This is a genomic window from Spirosoma foliorum (genome assembly GCF_014117325.1).
GTDB classification, from domain to species: Bacteria; Bacteroidota; Bacteroidia; order Cytophagales; family Spirosomataceae; genus Spirosoma; species Spirosoma foliorum.
The window spans coordinates 5,141,162-5,157,164 of the sequence record NZ_CP059732.1 but is presented as its reverse complement, the minus strand read 5'-3'; the positions used below and the strand labels follow the sequence as shown (position 1 = coordinate 5,157,164).

General features: G+C 47.7%; 9 protein-coding genes. 3 read left to right on the top strand and 6 right to left on the bottom strand.

Features of this window, described 5'->3' with window-relative positions; all coding sequences use genetic code 11:
* Positions 1–52 precede the first annotated feature (52 nt).
* From H3H32_RS21885 to H3H32_RS21865, 5 genes are all read right to left on the bottom strand, one after another.
* The gene (locus H3H32_RS21885) at positions 53–3,718 is read right to left on the bottom strand and encodes a BamA/TamA family outer membrane protein (protein ID WP_182457748.1); all 3,666 of its coding nucleotides are present in this window, start codon (positions 3,716–3,718) and stop codon (positions 53–55) included.
* Positions 3,715–6,057 carry a GAF domain-containing protein gene (locus tag H3H32_RS21880; RefSeq protein ID WP_182457747.1) on the bottom strand — a complete coding sequence of 781 codons (2,343 nt, stop codon included), beginning with the start codon at positions 6,055–6,057 and terminating at the stop codon, positions 3,715–3,717. The genes H3H32_RS21885 and H3H32_RS21880 overlap by 4 nt, the downstream gene beginning before the upstream one ends.
* 556 nt (positions 6,058–6,613) lie before the next feature.
* Entirely contained in the window at positions 6,614–7,441 is an 828-nt protein-coding gene (locus tag H3H32_RS21875) for an SGNH/GDSL hydrolase family protein (protein WP_182457746.1), read from the bottom strand.
* Between the two features lie 61 nt (positions 7,442–7,502).
* On the bottom strand, positions 7,503–8,735 hold the full coding sequence (locus H3H32_RS21870) for an MFS transporter (protein WP_182457745.1): 1,233 nt from the start codon (positions 8,733–8,735) through the stop codon (positions 7,503–7,505).
* 115 nt (positions 8,736–8,850) lie between these two features.
* A complete protein-coding gene (locus H3H32_RS21865) occupies positions 8,851–10,548 on the bottom strand; it encodes a sodium:solute symporter family transporter (protein WP_182457744.1) in 1,698 nt (565 codons plus the stop codon).
* Positions 10,549–10,794: 246 nt separating this feature from the next.
* Between H3H32_RS21865 and H3H32_RS21860 the strand changes: the two genes are divergently transcribed.
* Positions 10,795–11,139: a carboxymuconolactone decarboxylase family protein gene (locus tag H3H32_RS21860; RefSeq protein WP_182457743.1), complete on the top strand. Its 345-nt coding sequence runs from the start codon at positions 10,795–10,797 to the stop codon at positions 11,137–11,139.
* A 385-nt stretch (positions 11,140–11,524) separates the two neighbouring features.
* Here H3H32_RS21860 and H3H32_RS21855 read toward each other — a convergent pair whose 3' ends face one another.
* Positions 11,525–12,505 (bottom strand): YihY/virulence factor BrkB family protein, encoded by a 981-nt coding sequence (locus tag H3H32_RS21855; protein WP_240543838.1) that lies wholly within the window; start codon positions 12,503–12,505, stop codon positions 11,525–11,527.
* A gap of 355 nt (positions 12,506–12,860) precedes the next feature.
* Here H3H32_RS21855 and H3H32_RS21850 point away from each other — a divergent pair, with 355 nt between their 5' ends.
* Positions 12,861–13,199, top strand: a complete 339-nt coding sequence (locus H3H32_RS21850; protein ID WP_182457741.1) for a PadR family transcriptional regulator — start codon at positions 12,861–12,863, stop codon at positions 13,197–13,199.
* A 106-nt stretch (positions 13,200–13,305) separates the two neighbouring features.
* The gene (locus H3H32_RS21845) at positions 13,306–15,954 is read left to right on the top strand and encodes an ABC transporter permease (RefSeq protein ID WP_220472556.1); all 2,649 of its coding nucleotides are present in this window, start codon (positions 13,306–13,308) and stop codon (positions 15,952–15,954) included.
* The last annotated feature ends 49 nt before the right edge of the window (positions 15,955–16,003 follow it).

The window sequence follows — 16,003 nt, the reverse complement described above, 5'->3', positions numbered from 1 at the left end:
GTAGTGGATCGTAAAAGAATTATAAAAAGCTATGTGGCCTAACCTTTTTTAATCAAAACCGGAAACCAAGTGATATGTAAGGCAACGCTCCTTCGTCCGAAAAACCAACTGTAGCGGCTACAACGAGCAAACTGGCGGGTGTTACGTACAAACCTCCTCCATAGCCGTCGTGCCATTTTTTAGAGTTTTCGCCCTTCAGCCATACACGCCCCAGATCGTTGAAAGCTACCAGACCTACGCTCCCTGGAAATAGAAACGAGCGAAAATCGAGCAGTTTCAGTCGGGCTTCCAAGTTATAATAAAATAACTGATTCCCCGCGAAACGATAGGTACGATAGCCCCGCAGATTGTCCTGACCACCTAAATAAAGCAACTGGTAAAACGCCGGATTGCCGAACGTTACTCCGCCACCAATGCGGTTGACCATTACAAAGCGAGCCGACTGGCTGAAGCTGGTATAGATAGCCATGTCGGATCGGAGCTGCGTGAAATGACTGGTGCGTTGACTAAATCCCTGAAGGCCCAGCAACGTTGTGTTCCAGTAAAAACCGCGGGAGGGCTGAATGGGTTTATTCCGATTGTCGACCACCAACCCTGCCTGTAGACCACCGTAACTTTCCCGAAGCTTGAACTGGCTCGGATTGGGAAGTTGAGCCAGATAATCTTCAATGAACCGCCCATGATTATCGTCCAAGTCGAGCGTAAATCGTTGAAAAACGGGTCCAATCGACATAGACATACGCTCGCCCAATTTCCGTTTGAGTAAAGCCGAGATGTTAATCAAATTATAGCGGGTTCGGTAATAGCGAATGCGGTTGTCTTTGTCGTAAACGGTTTCATTGCCCGGCCCGAAAAAGTTTGTGACATTGTCGGGGGCTTTCGAGAGGGCGTTGATCCACAAATCGTTCTTGCCGATGAGGTGGGTGAAAATTCCGTCGTATTTGATCGACATGGCGTCGGTTGCCAGTGAACGGGTGACCAGCAGGCGGTTCATGGCCGCGTAAGGTGATTTTCGGAATCCCTGTTTGGTCCACTGAACCCCTGCGCCCAACAAAACGCCATCATCCAAGTTATAGCCTGCCGTTGCCAACGGAGCAACGATGTCGTATTTGAAGGCGTGTGGATCATACTCATTCACAGCCTTATCGGTTGACAGACGCAAGCTGGCCAGATTTCGACCGGGTAATACATTGGCTTCGGTGCTTAAATCGTAGATAATCGGCTTGCCCGGATGGCCATCAACCTTGAATACATCTTCTCCCTTACCACCAATGAGCCGGACTTTGATAGGACCGCTTTGAGCGCCCGTGACCTCAAATCGATCATCACCTTTCTGGCCATACAGCCGAATTTCGTTGGTGACTTCGGCGTCGAATACCCGGTGATAATAACGTTGAGCCAGCGAACCGTCTTTGGCAACCTTAAATACCGAAACTTCTACATGATCGTCATCCAGATTTTGAATACGGAATAAGTCAGTCTTGTCGGAGCCGGGAATATCGACCGCTTTAGAAATGAACCGATAGTATTCCAGTCCTTTTTCCAGGAGCCAACCCCGCCGAATCTTGAGCGTTTCCAGCAGTTTATTTCCCGATTCTTTCCGAATGGTATCGGGCAGTTGGCTGATGGCGCGCTGTAGAACGGCATCCGTCAATGAGTCGCGCAGGGTGGTAATTCCGTTCATCCAATCCTGCACATCCAGGCCGTTTAGGAACATCCGGTCAACGTAACGACCATTGAACATAAAGCCGTCTACATTAGCCAGTTTGGTTGTAAAGCCTTGAAATTTAGGCTGTAACCAAGGCAATGAGGCAATGCCCGGCAATAGACCATCCGTTCTGAAAAATACCTGATCGCGGTCGCGGGGAATGGGGAAGAATGATTTTCCCGTTGCCGTTTTATGGCTTCCCCAACGCCACTGATCTTCATGTCGGTCCCAGTCGCCGATAAACAAATCGAGCATTCGGGCCCGTAAAAAAGCCTTCTGGTCAACCTGATTATCGTTATCTTTTTCCAGAGCCTCAAGGACTTTCGGGGTGCTAATCGATTTCCCATCGCCCGGACTACGCTCCTCGAAAAGACAAACTGTTTTCCCGAAATCGGCCTGATAAATGCCCAGCGCCGGATCATCGGGAACGTACACGAGTTTTGGATTGGCGTGGGGCACACCTGCTACCTGCGCCAGCGTTGGCACGACTAAAGGGGCGAATGGGTAACCCGCCGAGATCTCGTCCTGCAAGACATCTTTAGCAATGGTTTCGCGTAAGGCCGCTGGCAACGCATTGGCCGGGTCTTTCTGAATACTCCGAAGCACCCACTCCCGACCATTGGCATCTTCGAGCCGCAACGACTTGGTCTGCTGACCGCCACCCCGTTGTAAAATTTTAAATCCTCCACGGGTCAGGTCGAACACCGGCAAATTAACTGGCGTAGCCCATTCGGTCCGGTAATTGTTGCCGAGGAGCCAGCGCTGCGTTCGTCCCACGCTATCGTAGGCGGGCACGATGGCCAATCGGACGCTGTCGGGCCAGCTGGGGCGCTGTAAATTACCCTGTTGTCTATCTGTTACGGGCGGAATTGTAAATAACGTAGCATCGTGTGCGTCGGTGGCGTTAGCCGCTTCATCGACGGTGTAAAAGGCGGCTTTTACTTTGCCATTGGTCAACTCGTCGAGTACAACGTAGCCCCATTCACCACTTACAAACTTAGCCAATTTCCCATTCTTCACCCGCTCGCGATTGATGCCTGATCCACTGACGATGTAATTGCGAGTACCATCTACGATATGTTGTATGGCATGATCGTGGCCCGACACGTACACCACATTAGGGGCTACCGATGTAGCTTTCTCCATTGCCCGAACCATCTGTTTGTAGGTTGGGTTGGGTAAATCCTGAATGTTTCCGAACACGCCCCGAACCAGCGGATAGAGTGAGCCAATGACAGGCAGCGGAATGTAAAGCTTTTCTGAAAACTCGGTCAGCGGGAAAATATGCTGCTTAATCGTGTAGTATCCGCCGTGAATACCGTAACTACGAAACGGATGGTGGGTCGCCAGAATAATGCCCTTTCCTTTGTTTCGGTTGGTAATGTCGGTCAGCCGGGCTATCACTTCGTCTTCACTTTTACAGGCACAATCCGAATCAAGGCCGGGTTTGCTGAACTGATGCAACCACCATTGGGTGTCAATAATGACCAACACCAGATTGTCGCTCAGCTGAATCTCTTCCGGACCGGGGCAGCCATTAGCTGGTAAAAGCCGAATGTTGGGGGCCTTCAAACTATCCAGCCACGCACCCTGTCGTTGTATTCGCTCCCAGCCATCGGCATGGCTTTTCGCCCAATCGTGATTGCCCGGAATAAACAATACCTGAGATTTTTTGCCCCCCGCTGGACTTCCAAGGCCAGGCTGGGCCTGATACTTCAGCACAGCCGCTAGTGATTCATGATCGGGGCTGCTCTCGTCCGATAATCCGTGCGGATAGACATTGTCGCCAAGGTAGAGTAACGTCGTGCGCGAATTATTAAAATCGTAACGGGCGCTTACGGCATCGACAACCGGATTTTTACCATTTCGTAGTCGCCCGGCATCGCCAATCAAAATGACCCGGTGCCGGATCGAATCGGCCGGAACCGACTGACCCATAGCAACGGTAAAGACGAAAAAACTACTCACCAACCCCACAAGCCAAGCACCTGGTTTACTTACTAGTTTCATGCCTGCGTTGAGTCAGTATAGTTTATGTGAATGCGTAATGCCTTGAGATGAACAACGCCCTGCATCGGCTCCAGATCAAGATATTCCACGTTAGATTTCAATTGCCCACTTTCCTGCATTTGGGTAATAAAAGGCAGATAACCAGCTATTTCAGAAGAATGACTATAGACCAACGCAATGGTGTCGGGCTGGGTCAATCGTTCTTGCGTGCCTTCGATAAGTGCCTTGTCGATCCGTTTTTTCAGCACTTCGTACCGAATACTGTAGGAGCCTTCTACATCGAACCGACGCTCATCGTGCCGGAAACTAATGTCAACGGGCTGACTATGCGCCAAAATAAGCTGAGTTGTTTGCAAGGGTAGTGGTAAATTAGGCAGTAACCGATGAGTTAGGTGAGCCATTTCCAGCATGGATGTCAACTGCCAATGGAACAACCGCCGATTTACCGCTTGCGTAAATTCAAACCCAGGCGCAATCGATTGCCCGACAAAGATGGTATACTCAGTTCCGTCGGTGCGATATCGTTCAAAATAATGCGGAAAAACCGTTTGCAACTTTTTCTCTTCTGCATCAATGTACTCGTTCACCGTCACGTTGAGCCAATCCATGCTTCGCTCATAGCGTTTTAGCGCCTGATTGAATAAACCCGTTGCCGGGTCGACCTGAGCAAAATAACGTTGGATAAGCACTTCCAGCGATGGATGACGGGATGATAGTGACCGAAAATAAGGGTTCACTTCCTGATCCAGAAACAGCGCCATTTCTGGCTCATCCTCCGGCGAAAGTCCCGCTATCAGTTTGTGTTGGCATTGGTAGCTCTCTTCCCGCAGTTGTTCGGGTCTGTCCCAACTCGACGGAAAATTGGCATCGGAAAAGATTTCGTCAATAGCCGCTAACTGATTGGCTAAATCCTGATGAACGGCCTTGTGGCGCTCAACGGACGAGTTTCGAATATCGACAGCCCCATAGAGTGGATATACCTGCGGAAAGCGAACGGGGATGGTTTCTGTACCAGCCGATTCATTTTGACCCCGGCTCAGTTGGCGCCAGGCGGCTTCGTAAAACTTCCATTCTACGGAAGGTTGCAAAGAGGTAAATTTCTGCCGAATAAGTTTTTCCAGGTTGTTATTGAACTGATTGAGCTGATACCGCAGAAATTCCTGAATGAGTGGAATAATCTGTTCAACTCGGGCCAGCACGGTTTCATTTAAGCCATTTTCATGCGGACTTCCCATTTCCAGTAGCCCTAGCACTTCATTGGCTACCGAAATCGGGTACATCATAAAGCTCCGAATTCCCTGTTTATGAAAGACTTGCCGTTTTACTTCAGGCAGTCCGTTCAAATTAGAGAAAATGTGCGGAACAGGATTGCTAAACAACTGCGTGATCATTTGCTGTGCCCTAGGGTCCTCAACACCGTCCAGATGCATATCGGTGTTCCGCAGAAATACACTCCGGGTTTTGGCATCGGGGTGATACACAAACTTACCATTTACCTGCGGCAGCGAAACAAGGCCAATCTGTAAGTCTGGCTGACCGCACAGATTGCGTAACGCCGATTCAAAACGCTGATAAATAATGGGTTCAGTGTCGGAATGTAAGTGGGCGAACACATCCTGCAACTGCTGAATCGTTTCGCTCTCTGTTACGTCTTCCATCATGAAAAACGAAAAGCCTTCGAATCTGAATTCATCTAACGGTAGAGGGGGTACATCGGCAGGCAGTGGTGTGGCATGTTGAACAAAATCGACCCAGGCTTGCTGTAAGGGCGGTAGCTCCCGGTCGAAATGGGGTTCCATAAACGACTGGTTGATGTCGAGCTGATAATATTTCACCAGGCCGTCCCGCTTATTCTGAAAACGAAAAGAGGGGCCATTGTCTTTACTGATCTGAAGACCATAACATTTGTTTAGAACGATCTGATAAACAAATCGTTGCCGCTCCTGAACTCGAATTTGATTCGGCAGTGTGAGTAGGAAATCCGGTGATTGATCCATCAACTGCTCAAATGCGTTTGAGTAGTGGTAAATCGTTAACGGAACCGGTAGGCCAAACGAATAGGCAATTTTTTGTCTTGCGTGGTCTAAGGGCAATACCGCTATAGTTGCCAACTGAAAAAGTTCTTTCAGATGTGTCTGGTCAAGTTGACCCTCATGGGCATCCTGAAGCGCAACGGCGGCACTAAACTGGTTAATGAGGTACGTATATAATTCGTAGAGACCGTCGGACGACGTACATTGTTGTTGCTGCGCTTTTAAGAAGGCAACAAACGGACGAAACGATAACTGAAATTGAAGAGGTAAATCGTCTATTTTCGGGAAAGTAAATGCTGTTTCCATATTCATTTAATCTTGCGGACGGCTTGTACACCAACTTATTATTGGCGTTTGCAGGCGACCCTGTAACCTTGTATCATCTAGGATGTAGACGAAGGGTCAGAAACCTTTACAAAAAGTTATCTGACTTGTTTCCTGAACAACAGCGGATTGCATGTGGTTCAGCGCGATTAAAACTAGATAAAATAGTAATAGAGGTGGGTAAAATTATTCTATTGGGAATCAACTGTTCGTAAAGTAGCGTGAATGTGGGATTAGATTTCATTTGTTTTGGCCCATTAGGGCCTTCACAGCGCAGCGTCGGTAGCAAAAGTCCCCATGTGGACAACGTGTGCCGTCAGGTACAAAATAGTTATGTACCTGACGGCACATTTTTGCCTTTGAAGCTGAATTTTCTACCGACGCTACGCTGTGCAGGCCCTAACGGGCCGTTTCTAATTCCGAACTTATGTTTAGAATTTTCGAAGAAGTGGCAAAAATCCGCATGTTAATGGAAATAAATTATTTCCTCAAATTTTACAGAAAACGGGCGATCAAGTATTAGTACAATTGATATGAGTTAGTCGGACAGCCTTTGTAATAATATAGCTTCTTCTTTTCCTAAGTCGCCGTAATAAGCTAAGGACGATAAATGTCGATCAACCAGAAATTTATAGAATAGATAAGCATTCAGATAAGCGCCTAGCTTAGTAGGGTGACTGTCCTGATCAAATAACTTAAGAGAAGGTTGTTCTTTTAGAGCCTTATAGTAGATACGATCAATATCGACCAAGCTTATCTGAGTGCTAATACGAACAGAGTCATACCCTATTTTCAACAAGTTGTACGCTTCGTCTAAGTTGTTTACTCGAACCGAGCAATAACTTTCCTTATCAGTCGCTCGATTGAGCATAAGAGCTGGATAACAGAACTGAGTTGGGAAGGTACGGCTAGGTGCCCAAGTTTGGAAGAGAATAAATTGACAATGTGAGTTGGTGACACGTTGCTTGATTTGTCGAATACTCTCTTGAGTGGAATACTTTCTTACTTCAGGGATAAGGATACGAACGGGTGCTTCCTGAAGAATAATTACATCCCACTGTTTACTGAGTAGTAGGGTTTCCGTTAGTGTCTGTTCGCCGGGCCTTTTCGGGCGTGTATTGATACCATCCTGGGTTCTGGATTCAATTATATCTCGAAGATGATCCTCTAGAGACATACCCGGATAAGCGCTTACTGCCACCTCGATTGGTTGATTAGTCGCTAATAGCATCGCTTTCAAATAATCAGGCATACCAGCGTAGTAAGTCAAACTGTTGCCAATGAAGAGTATATTTTTCTTCATTGCTTTCTGGCTATACGCATCAAAAGTCTGACAAAGCAAAAAGAACATCCACCAGAGTTTCATTGTAAGCGTTAAAATGTTGTTGTATAGGTGCCTTTATGCCAATTCATGCAAAATCCCCAACTTACTCACTATAATCCAGCTCCTTCCCATAGGTTTCTTCCATCGTAAGCAACGACCATATGCCAAACCCAAAGCAAACAATGGCGACAATGGCTGCTGACTGAATCACCCCCAGCGAAGGTTTCATGGCCTGAAAAGCAGGAATGGTGAGTAGCGTTGTCGCCCGAACGTTATTGGCTACAGACGTTGTGGCGGTGGCGCGGAGGTTGGTGCCAAAACTCTCGGCCGTGATGGTCAGGAACATAGCGATATAGCCAATGCTGAATCCCATAGCTACACAAGTGGCATAAAACACATTCGTTGAGCTAATGCCACCAAATAAATAGACCAACATAAACACGAACGCCATGCCCATCATGAGTCCGATGGCTTTCTTGCGCGACTGAAGCCACTGACTTAACGGCCCACTGAACAAGTCGCCAACAGCCATGCCGATATAGGTAAACATCACGCAGCGGCCCGGCTGGATGGCTTCCTCAATACCTAACGCTTTCCCGAACTCATTCCCGAAAGTAGTTAGAATGCCGATGACCAGATAGGTTGGCAGAGCGATACCCATACAGCGGAAATAGCGTAAAATCTGATTTTTACCTCGAAATAAAGCCCAGAAATTTCCTCTCGATACGCCCGTCTGCTGAGCGCGTTTGAACATGCCCGATTCGAGGATACTTACCCGAAGGAGTAGTAAGCCTAAGCCTAACCCACCGCCAACAAAGTACGTTGTTCGCCAGTCGAACAGACTAACCGTGAAATAAGCAACTACGGCACCTAACAGTCCGACACCGGCTACCAACGACGAGCCGTACCCACGCAGACGTGGGGGTAAAATCTCGCTAACCAATGTGATTCCGGCCCCCAACTCACCCGCCAAACCCAGACCTGCTACAAACCGAAGCCAGGCATAGACTTGCGGATCGTGTACAAAACCACAGAAAATGTTCGCCAGCGAGTAGGTAATGATGCTCCCAAAAAGAACTGATAATCGCCCTCGTTTATCGCCCAGAATACCCCATAAGATACCACCAGCCAGCAGACCCGTTTGCTGATAATTGATAATCTTACCACCTGTCAGCGAGATGTCGGCTTCGGATAAACCAAGATCTTTCAAACTGGGGACCCGAACGATATTGAACAGCAACAGGTCATAGACATCCACAAAATAGCCGAGTGCAGCTACGATAACAGGTAAGGCAAACAACGGACGTAGTGAGGTAGGAGAGGAGGGGCTTGTCATGCGCTTGTGAAAAAAGCAAATTTATTAAACACAGAGGCACAAAGAACACAGAGATTTTAAGTGACTTCTCGGTATCCTTTGTGCCGTAACTGCGTAGACTTTGTAGTGCTGAATATTACCAGAATCGGATGTAAAGCATTGAAACCAGCATCACAATAATAACAACCATTGCCAGATTGACCGGTGCCAGTTTAAACATGGACGAATCGATGACCAGTCCTTTGGGGTTTATTTTTGGTCCGGCCAGACTAATAAGTATCATCAGAGCGACGGTCAAAAAGAACGCCCAGCCCATAGCAACCAGGAACGGGATCTCGTACACGCCCTCGCTGTTCAGGAATGCTGAGTACATGATCGTTTCAGGGCCAAACAGTCTAGGAGCGAAGTTGTTGAACAGAACCGCAAAACCAAAGCCACCCAAAATACCAGCAATAGCCGCGATACCAGTGGTACGTTTCCAGAAGAAACCCAGCAGAAATACTGCGAAAATGCCGGGACTGATGTAGCCGGTATATTTTTGAATGAATGTAAAGCCACCTTCGCCACCAATACCCAGCGCATCCTCCCAGGCCAGCGCAATGGATAGCGCTACCGCTACCAGAATTGTGGCCCGTCCAATCCAGAGCGAACGGGATTCACTTGCGTTTTTGTTGATGTATTTCTGGTAAATATCGAGTGTGAAAATGGTCGAAATCGAGTTGGCCTTGCCCGCCAACGAAGCCACAATAGCGGCCGTCAGGGCGGCTACCGACAAGCCTTTCAGACCGGTTGGTAGGAACGTCAGTACTGCTGAGTAAGCATTATCGCCCGATACAACTCCGTTTCGGAGCATTTCGCCCTGAAGTCCGCCATTTTTGTGAATCACATAAGCAGCAATGCCTGGGAGCATCACAATGATCGGCATGAAAATCTTGAGAAGGGCTGCGAAGAGAATACCAGTACGGGCCGTTTTGAGGTCGGCCCCGAGAGCACGCTGGGTAATGTACTGATTACAACCCCAGTAGTTGAGATTAACTACCCACATGCCACCAAGATACATAACGATGCCCGGCAACGTTAGGTAACGTTTGATTTCGGGTTGGGATGCACTAATACCTGGTTTTTCGAAAATCATGTGGAAATGGTCGTCGGCATCTTTGATCATGGCACTTAATCCCGAAAAAACGCCACCATCCAGCCCTAAAGTCAGGCTAACCTGTTGCAGGGCCAGGTAAGTAGTAACCAGACCACCAATAATAAGCACCAGAACCTGAATAACATCTGTATACCCAATGACATTCATGCCTCCCAGAGTGATGAAAATCGCGAACAGACTCAGGCAGATAATGATGGTATGAAAACTGTCGCCCCCTACCAGGCTGCTAATGGCCAGCGCACCAAGGAATAAAATGGAGGTCAGGTTGACAAATACGTATAAGAATAGCCAGAAAACGGCCATAATCAGGCTTACCGTTTCGTTGTAGCGCGTACTCAGAAACTGCGGCATCGTGTAAATGTGGTTCTTCAGATAAATGGGAATGAACCACACCGCTACAATGATTAGTGAGATTGCCGCCAGCCATTCATATACCGCAATAGCGACCCCGAAGCGGTAACCATCGCCCGACATACCAATGAACTGCTCGGCGGAGATGTTAGAGGCAATTAGGGATGCCCCGATGGCCCACCAGGTCAGTGATCCCTCGGCCAGAAAGAAATCTTTAGTGTCTTGTTTGGTTTTTTGATTTCGGCGGTAAATCCAGTAACCGTACGAAGAAACACCGATAAAGTAGAGGAAGAAAATAATGTAATCGGTTAAGGCAAGTTGGTTCATTGTAGCAGTACGAAAAATAGGTTTTGAAATCAGCCTGTAAAAAAGCAATTATTTCTTCAAATAGGCTTAGTGTAGGCTAAAATCATTTAAAGATTAGCTAATCCAATATTATTTTTTGCCTACAAAGCCGACAGATGTATAGAGATTGCCTGCGTAGGTATCTCTCGAAACGAATGGGGGTGCAAAGCGCTTCATTAGTATTTGGTCGGGCTGCACTTTAGCTGTTGAACCTATTCATCGATTCCTATGGCCGACTATCAATCTCCCAAAGACCGTGCGTACACCGAAACGCTCATTAATTCAGCTAAAAAAGAGGCTGCGGCTTTCCTGAATCTCAAGTATACGGCTGAACGAAAAGACGGAGCTATTCCTGTTAAATATCGGGAATTGATGTCGGTAGCGGTTGCCCTGACCACGCAATGTGCCTATTGCATTGAAGCCCACATTACCAATGCGGTTCAGGCGGGGGCCACGCGCGAAGAAATTGCCGAAACCGTATTCATTGCTGCTGCGCTACGAGCAGGCGGTGCGGTGGGCAATGGGCTGATGGCGATGCGGATGTTTGAGGAAGCGACTCAGCAAACTCCCTAAGCCTTCTGATGACGAAAATTCTATTGAACTGCTCGTGTTTGCAGAAACTGCTGACTTTGTCGCACTTCGGTTCTCGTAGATGGAAGAGTAGCCAATTGGCTGAAATAAACCTTAAGTATGGTCTTTTTCATGAAGAATATCAGTAAGAAGCGACCTGTCAATTCGTAAAATTTGACCTGACTTCACAATCAACCTACCGATTGAGACACCTTCAATTCGTTGTATGACAAATCCCCTGTTCGATTTTCTGGGTTGATCCTGAACAAGTTAATAGGAGTTGCCTGTCGCGAACCGATCTTCTGAGGGAATGGTAAAAAAAGCCTCTTGATAGAGAATGAAACTCGATGACTTTCATTCTCTATCAAGAGGCTTTTGTATGTGTTGCTTAGCTATTCGCTTGCTCTACTTTTTTCTGAAGTGGTATTTTGGCTACGTCGCGTTCTCGCTCGGTTTGTTCCACATACACGGCATAGTCGGCGGGTTCTATTTTGATGCCAAAATGATTCGCGTAGGCTTGCGTAAACTCAGCACCGAAATATAGAATAGCCGCCGTGTAGTAAATCCAGGTCAGAATAACGATCAATGACCCAGCTGCTCCATAAGTTGAGCTGGTACTGGTGGTTTCGATATATACCCCAATCAGATAGCGCCCGAGCATGAAGAGTAGAGCGGTAAAAATGGCTCCACCCCGCACGTCTTTCCAGTCGATTTTGGCATCGGGCAAGACCTTAAAAATAACGCCGAATAACACCGTAACGACACTCGTACTAATCAGAAAATTGAAGGCACTGATAACATAGACACCCAGACCTGGCAAGTAACGGGTGAGGGTACTGCTCAAGGCTAACACAATCCCGTTGATGATCAGTGAAACCAGTAACAGAAAACCCAGACTAACGACTAGCGAAGACGATAATAGTCGATCTTTGAGAAGCTTGACCCAACCTTTTTTGGGTTTCGGTTTGACTCGCCAGATCAGATTGACAGAGTCCTGAATTTCGACGAAGATACTGGTAGCACCCATCACCAACGTAACAATACCAATTACCAGCGCGGTACTGGTTTTACCAGACAATCCTACACTTTTAATCATGTCCTGAATTTGCTTGGCCGCTTCATTGCCGACCAGACCATTAATCTGGCCAAAAATCTGTCCCTGAATTGCTTCCTGTCCAAAAAAGATGCTGGTCAGCGAAATGACCAGTACCAGCAGAGGAGCCAGCGAAAAAATGGTGTAATAAGCCAGAGCGGCACTTAATTTCAAACACCGATCGTCCATGAAGCCATTGAACGAATCGTGTAATACGGTCCAGGCATTGGAAAAGAAGCCCTGTTCTGTTTTTGTTTTCTTCTTGGTAGTTGCCATAGGTAGTGGTATTGAATCGGCGAAGAGTTTCCGGTAGAAACGCGCCAGTAGATTTGTCATGGATGTCGTCATCGTAAGTAGGCCACGGGTTGGCTGTTAAACTGTGATGATGCTTGCTGAGCCGTTTCGGCTATAGAGATAACTCAAATACAGGGCTGTTGTTCCTAAACTAGGCCTTATCTGAGGATAGGGGCTATCTGACCCGATTTGTTGTTCACTACCGGACATAAACTGTACGGTTTCGGACAATGTTTTTGAGTAGAACCCTTATTTATAGCTCGTGAGGGCCTTTTTTATAGTTGGCAGGTTATTTGTTTTGCAAAATTACAACTAATCATCTCAGCCATTTATCGCTATGCGACGGGCCTTTCTAGGGGAGTTCGAAGAAATTGTATTACTGGTTGTTGCTGCCTGTTCCGACGAGGCCTATGGCGTTACGATCTGGGAGGAGGTTCAGCAACAGACTGGGCGCTCCATAACCATGAGCGCCGTTCATGCTACGCTGTACCGGCTCGAAGAGAAAGGGTATCTGGCGTCCAGTATGGGTGGGGCCACCGCCGAGCGGGGTGGTCGACGCAAGCGATTTTTTACCCTGACGGCTTTGGGCGTTCGGGCATTAAATGATATTCAGGAGATGCGGAACCGCCTTTGGGAAGCTATTCCTCCAGGTAAGTTTCAGTTGATAGGCGGCTAAGGAATGAATAATGAACAATGTAAAATGTACAACGATGACTACGAGTTTGATCAAGTACTAGAAAGTCTGGTTTCTCATTACAATTATCCATTTTTCATTATCCATTATGAACCCTCGACCCGTCGAACCGCCCCGCTGGGCCGACCGACTTTTAGAAGCCTTCCTGGCTCCTCATCTGCTGGAGGACGTGCAGGGAGATTTGCACGAGGTATTTTATAAACGAGTCGATGAAGTGGGCGCGACTAAGGCGCGTCGGGAGTATGGATGGGCGGCAGTACAGTATGTAAGTCCATTCTTTTTTAAAGCATTTCGACGTGGTCCGTCGCCTGGAATCCATGAGTCGGTTGAGTACGTTCAGCTTCCATTTTTTCATCCAGATATGATACGCAATTACCTTACCGTTGCCCGACGCAACCTTGTCCGCAACAAATCCTATACAACCCTCAACGTATTCGGATTGGCGCTCAGCATGGCTTGCAGCATCCTGATTTTCATGATGGTGAGCTATCACCTTAGTTTCGACCGGTTTCATGCCAACGCCGACCGTATTTACCGAATCGTGACTGGAACAGGGGCGGCAAACGCCTTAAGCTCAGCGGGTGTGTATGTACCTATGGGTCGGGTTTTTCGGGACGAATACACATTCGCGGAAAAAACGGGCCGGGTTGCCACCAATTATGGGACTACCATTTCAATACCCGGTACCAGATCAACCAATAAGTTTCGGGAAGCTATCGCGTTTGCCGAACCCGAGTTCCTGGAAATAATGAGCTTTCCATTTGTGCAGGGACGGCCTGCCGCGCTGGCTGAGCCAGATCGGGTGGTCATTACCGAAGCGATAGGCCAGAAGCTTTTTGGTGATCAGAATCCCGTTGGAAAGACGATTCGATTGGATAACCGGATGGATGTCACAGTAACGGGTGTCCTGCAAAATATCCCGGCGAATACCGATCGGCGGGAAGAGATTTACGTCTCCTTTGCCAATCTGAAACCCTACAATGATTGGTTTCACGAGGAAAACTGGACGGGCATTTCGGGGAATATGCAGTGTTTTGTGCTGCTCAAGCCAACAGTGCCGGTAGCGGAGGCCGAAAAAGCCTTTACCGCGATTAGCCAGAAGTACATCAAGGACGCCACCGAACGGAAAAATGTGTTTCGTTTACAACCCATCGCCGACATTCATTTCAACCTGAATTATGATGGTCGAATGGACAAAACGAATCTATGGGCTTTGTCGCTGATTGGGTTGCTGTTGATCGTTACGGCCTGTGTTAATTTCGTTAATCTGGCCACGGCTCAGGCTCTGAAACGTGCCAAGGAGATTGGTATCCGAAAAGTATTGGGTAGTGAGCGGGCCCAACTGTTCTGGCAGTTCATTGCCGAAACGGGTATCATTGCCGTTTTTGCTATGCTAGTGGCAGTTGGCGTCGCTTATCTGCTGATGCCTCTACTGAATCAGCTATTCCAGATTGATCTGTCGATCATGATTAATTATCAACTGGTTGGCTTTCTGGTTGCCTTAACGATCCTCGTTACGCTGCTATCAGGTTCGTATCCTGGTTTGATACTGGCGGGCTTCCAGCCGATTCTGGCCTTGAAAGGGAAGCTGTCTCAGAAACACGTTGGTGGTTTTTCAATCCGACGCGTATTGGTTGTGGGGCAATTGGCCATTTCCCAGATACTCATTATCGGGACCATTGTCATTACCAGTCAGATGCGTTTTTCGCAGCAATCCGATCTGGGATTTAATAAAAACAGTGTAGTCCTGTTGCCCATGCCTGTGCAGGAAGCTGCTAAAATGAGTACGCTCAAATCGCAGTTTATGCAGCTTCCGGGTGTCGAAAATGTATCGTTTTGCATGCAGGCTCCGGCTTCACAGGCTGTGAATATGACGAGTGTACGTTTTGATAATCGGGATAAGGACGAGGATTTTTTAATCCGGACCAAAGACGCCGATGAAGCCTACATGCCTACGTTTGATCTGAAACTGGTTGCGGGCCGTAACATTCTTCATTCTGATACTACCCGAGAGTTTGTCATTAACGAAACGGCTGTGAAAGCGCTGGGTATAAAATCGCCACAGGAAGCCCTCGGTAAGATACTCATTACCAGTAAAGGACGCCGGAGAGGGCCAATTGTGGGCGTAATGAAAGACTTTTTCAATAACTCATTCCGGGGCGCTATCGACCCAATCTGTCTGCGGGCTAATCTGGGTGAGTACGGTAATTGCGCCGTAAAAATCAATCTGCAAAGCCGACGGGAAACGTTAACGTCGTTGGAGAAAATCTGGAATACAAGCTTCCCCGAATTCATTTACAGCTACCAGTTTGTCGATGATCAGGTGGCTCAGTTCTATGCCCTGGACGAACTCATTCTGAAACTGATTCAGTTCTTTGCGATCATCGCTATCAGTATCAGTTGCCTTGGCCTGTTTGGGATGATTTCGTTCATGGCGGCTCAGAAAACGAAAGAAATCGGTATCCGAAAGGCTCTCGGCGCGGGTGTCGAAAGTATTGTCTGGCTCTTTAGTAAGGAGTTTATTCAACTGACCGGCATTGCTGTTTTGGTCGCCACACCAATCGCCTGGTGGGCCATGCACCGCTGGTTGCAGGACTTCGTCTATAAGATTGGTATTGAGTGGTGGATGTTCGCCCTATCGGGCACAGTGGCATTGAGCATCGTACTGCTAACGGTGAGTTATCAGAGTGTAAAAGCCGCTTTGGTAAATCCCGTGAAGAGTTTGCGAAGTGAGTAACTCACCTGATTACTCGTCCGTTGTAGGACAATGCCATGTCCATTTACGG

Coding starts and splice junctions, on each gene's coding strand:
- H3H32_RS21855 (WP_240543838.1), bottom strand. CDS start 12,505: ATGGCAACTACCAAGAAGAAAACAAAAACAGAACAGGGCTTCTTTTCC.
- H3H32_RS21845 (WP_220472556.1), top strand. CDS start 13,306: ATGAACCCTCGACCCGTCGAACCGCCCCGCTGGGCCGACCGACTTTTA.
- H3H32_RS21880 (WP_182457747.1), bottom strand. CDS start 6,057: ATGGAAACAGCATTTACTTTCCCGAAAATAGACGATTTACCTCTTCAA.
- H3H32_RS21875 (WP_182457746.1), bottom strand. CDS start 7,441: ATGAAACTCTGGTGGATGTTCTTTTTGCTTTGTCAGACTTTTGATGCG.
- H3H32_RS21865 (WP_182457744.1), bottom strand. CDS start 10,548: ATGAACCAACTTGCCTTAACCGATTACATTATTTTCTTCCTCTACTTT.
- H3H32_RS21870 (WP_182457745.1), bottom strand. CDS start 8,735: ATGACAAGCCCCTCCTCTCCTACCTCACTACGTCCGTTGTTTGCCTTA.
- H3H32_RS21885 (WP_182457748.1), bottom strand. CDS start 3,718: ATGAAACTAGTAAGTAAACCAGGTGCTTGGCTTGTGGGGTTGGTGAGT.
- H3H32_RS21860 (WP_182457743.1), top strand. CDS start 10,795: ATGGCCGACTATCAATCTCCCAAAGACCGTGCGTACACCGAAACGCTC.
- H3H32_RS21850 (WP_182457741.1), top strand. CDS start 12,861: ATGCGACGGGCCTTTCTAGGGGAGTTCGAAGAAATTGTATTACTGGTT.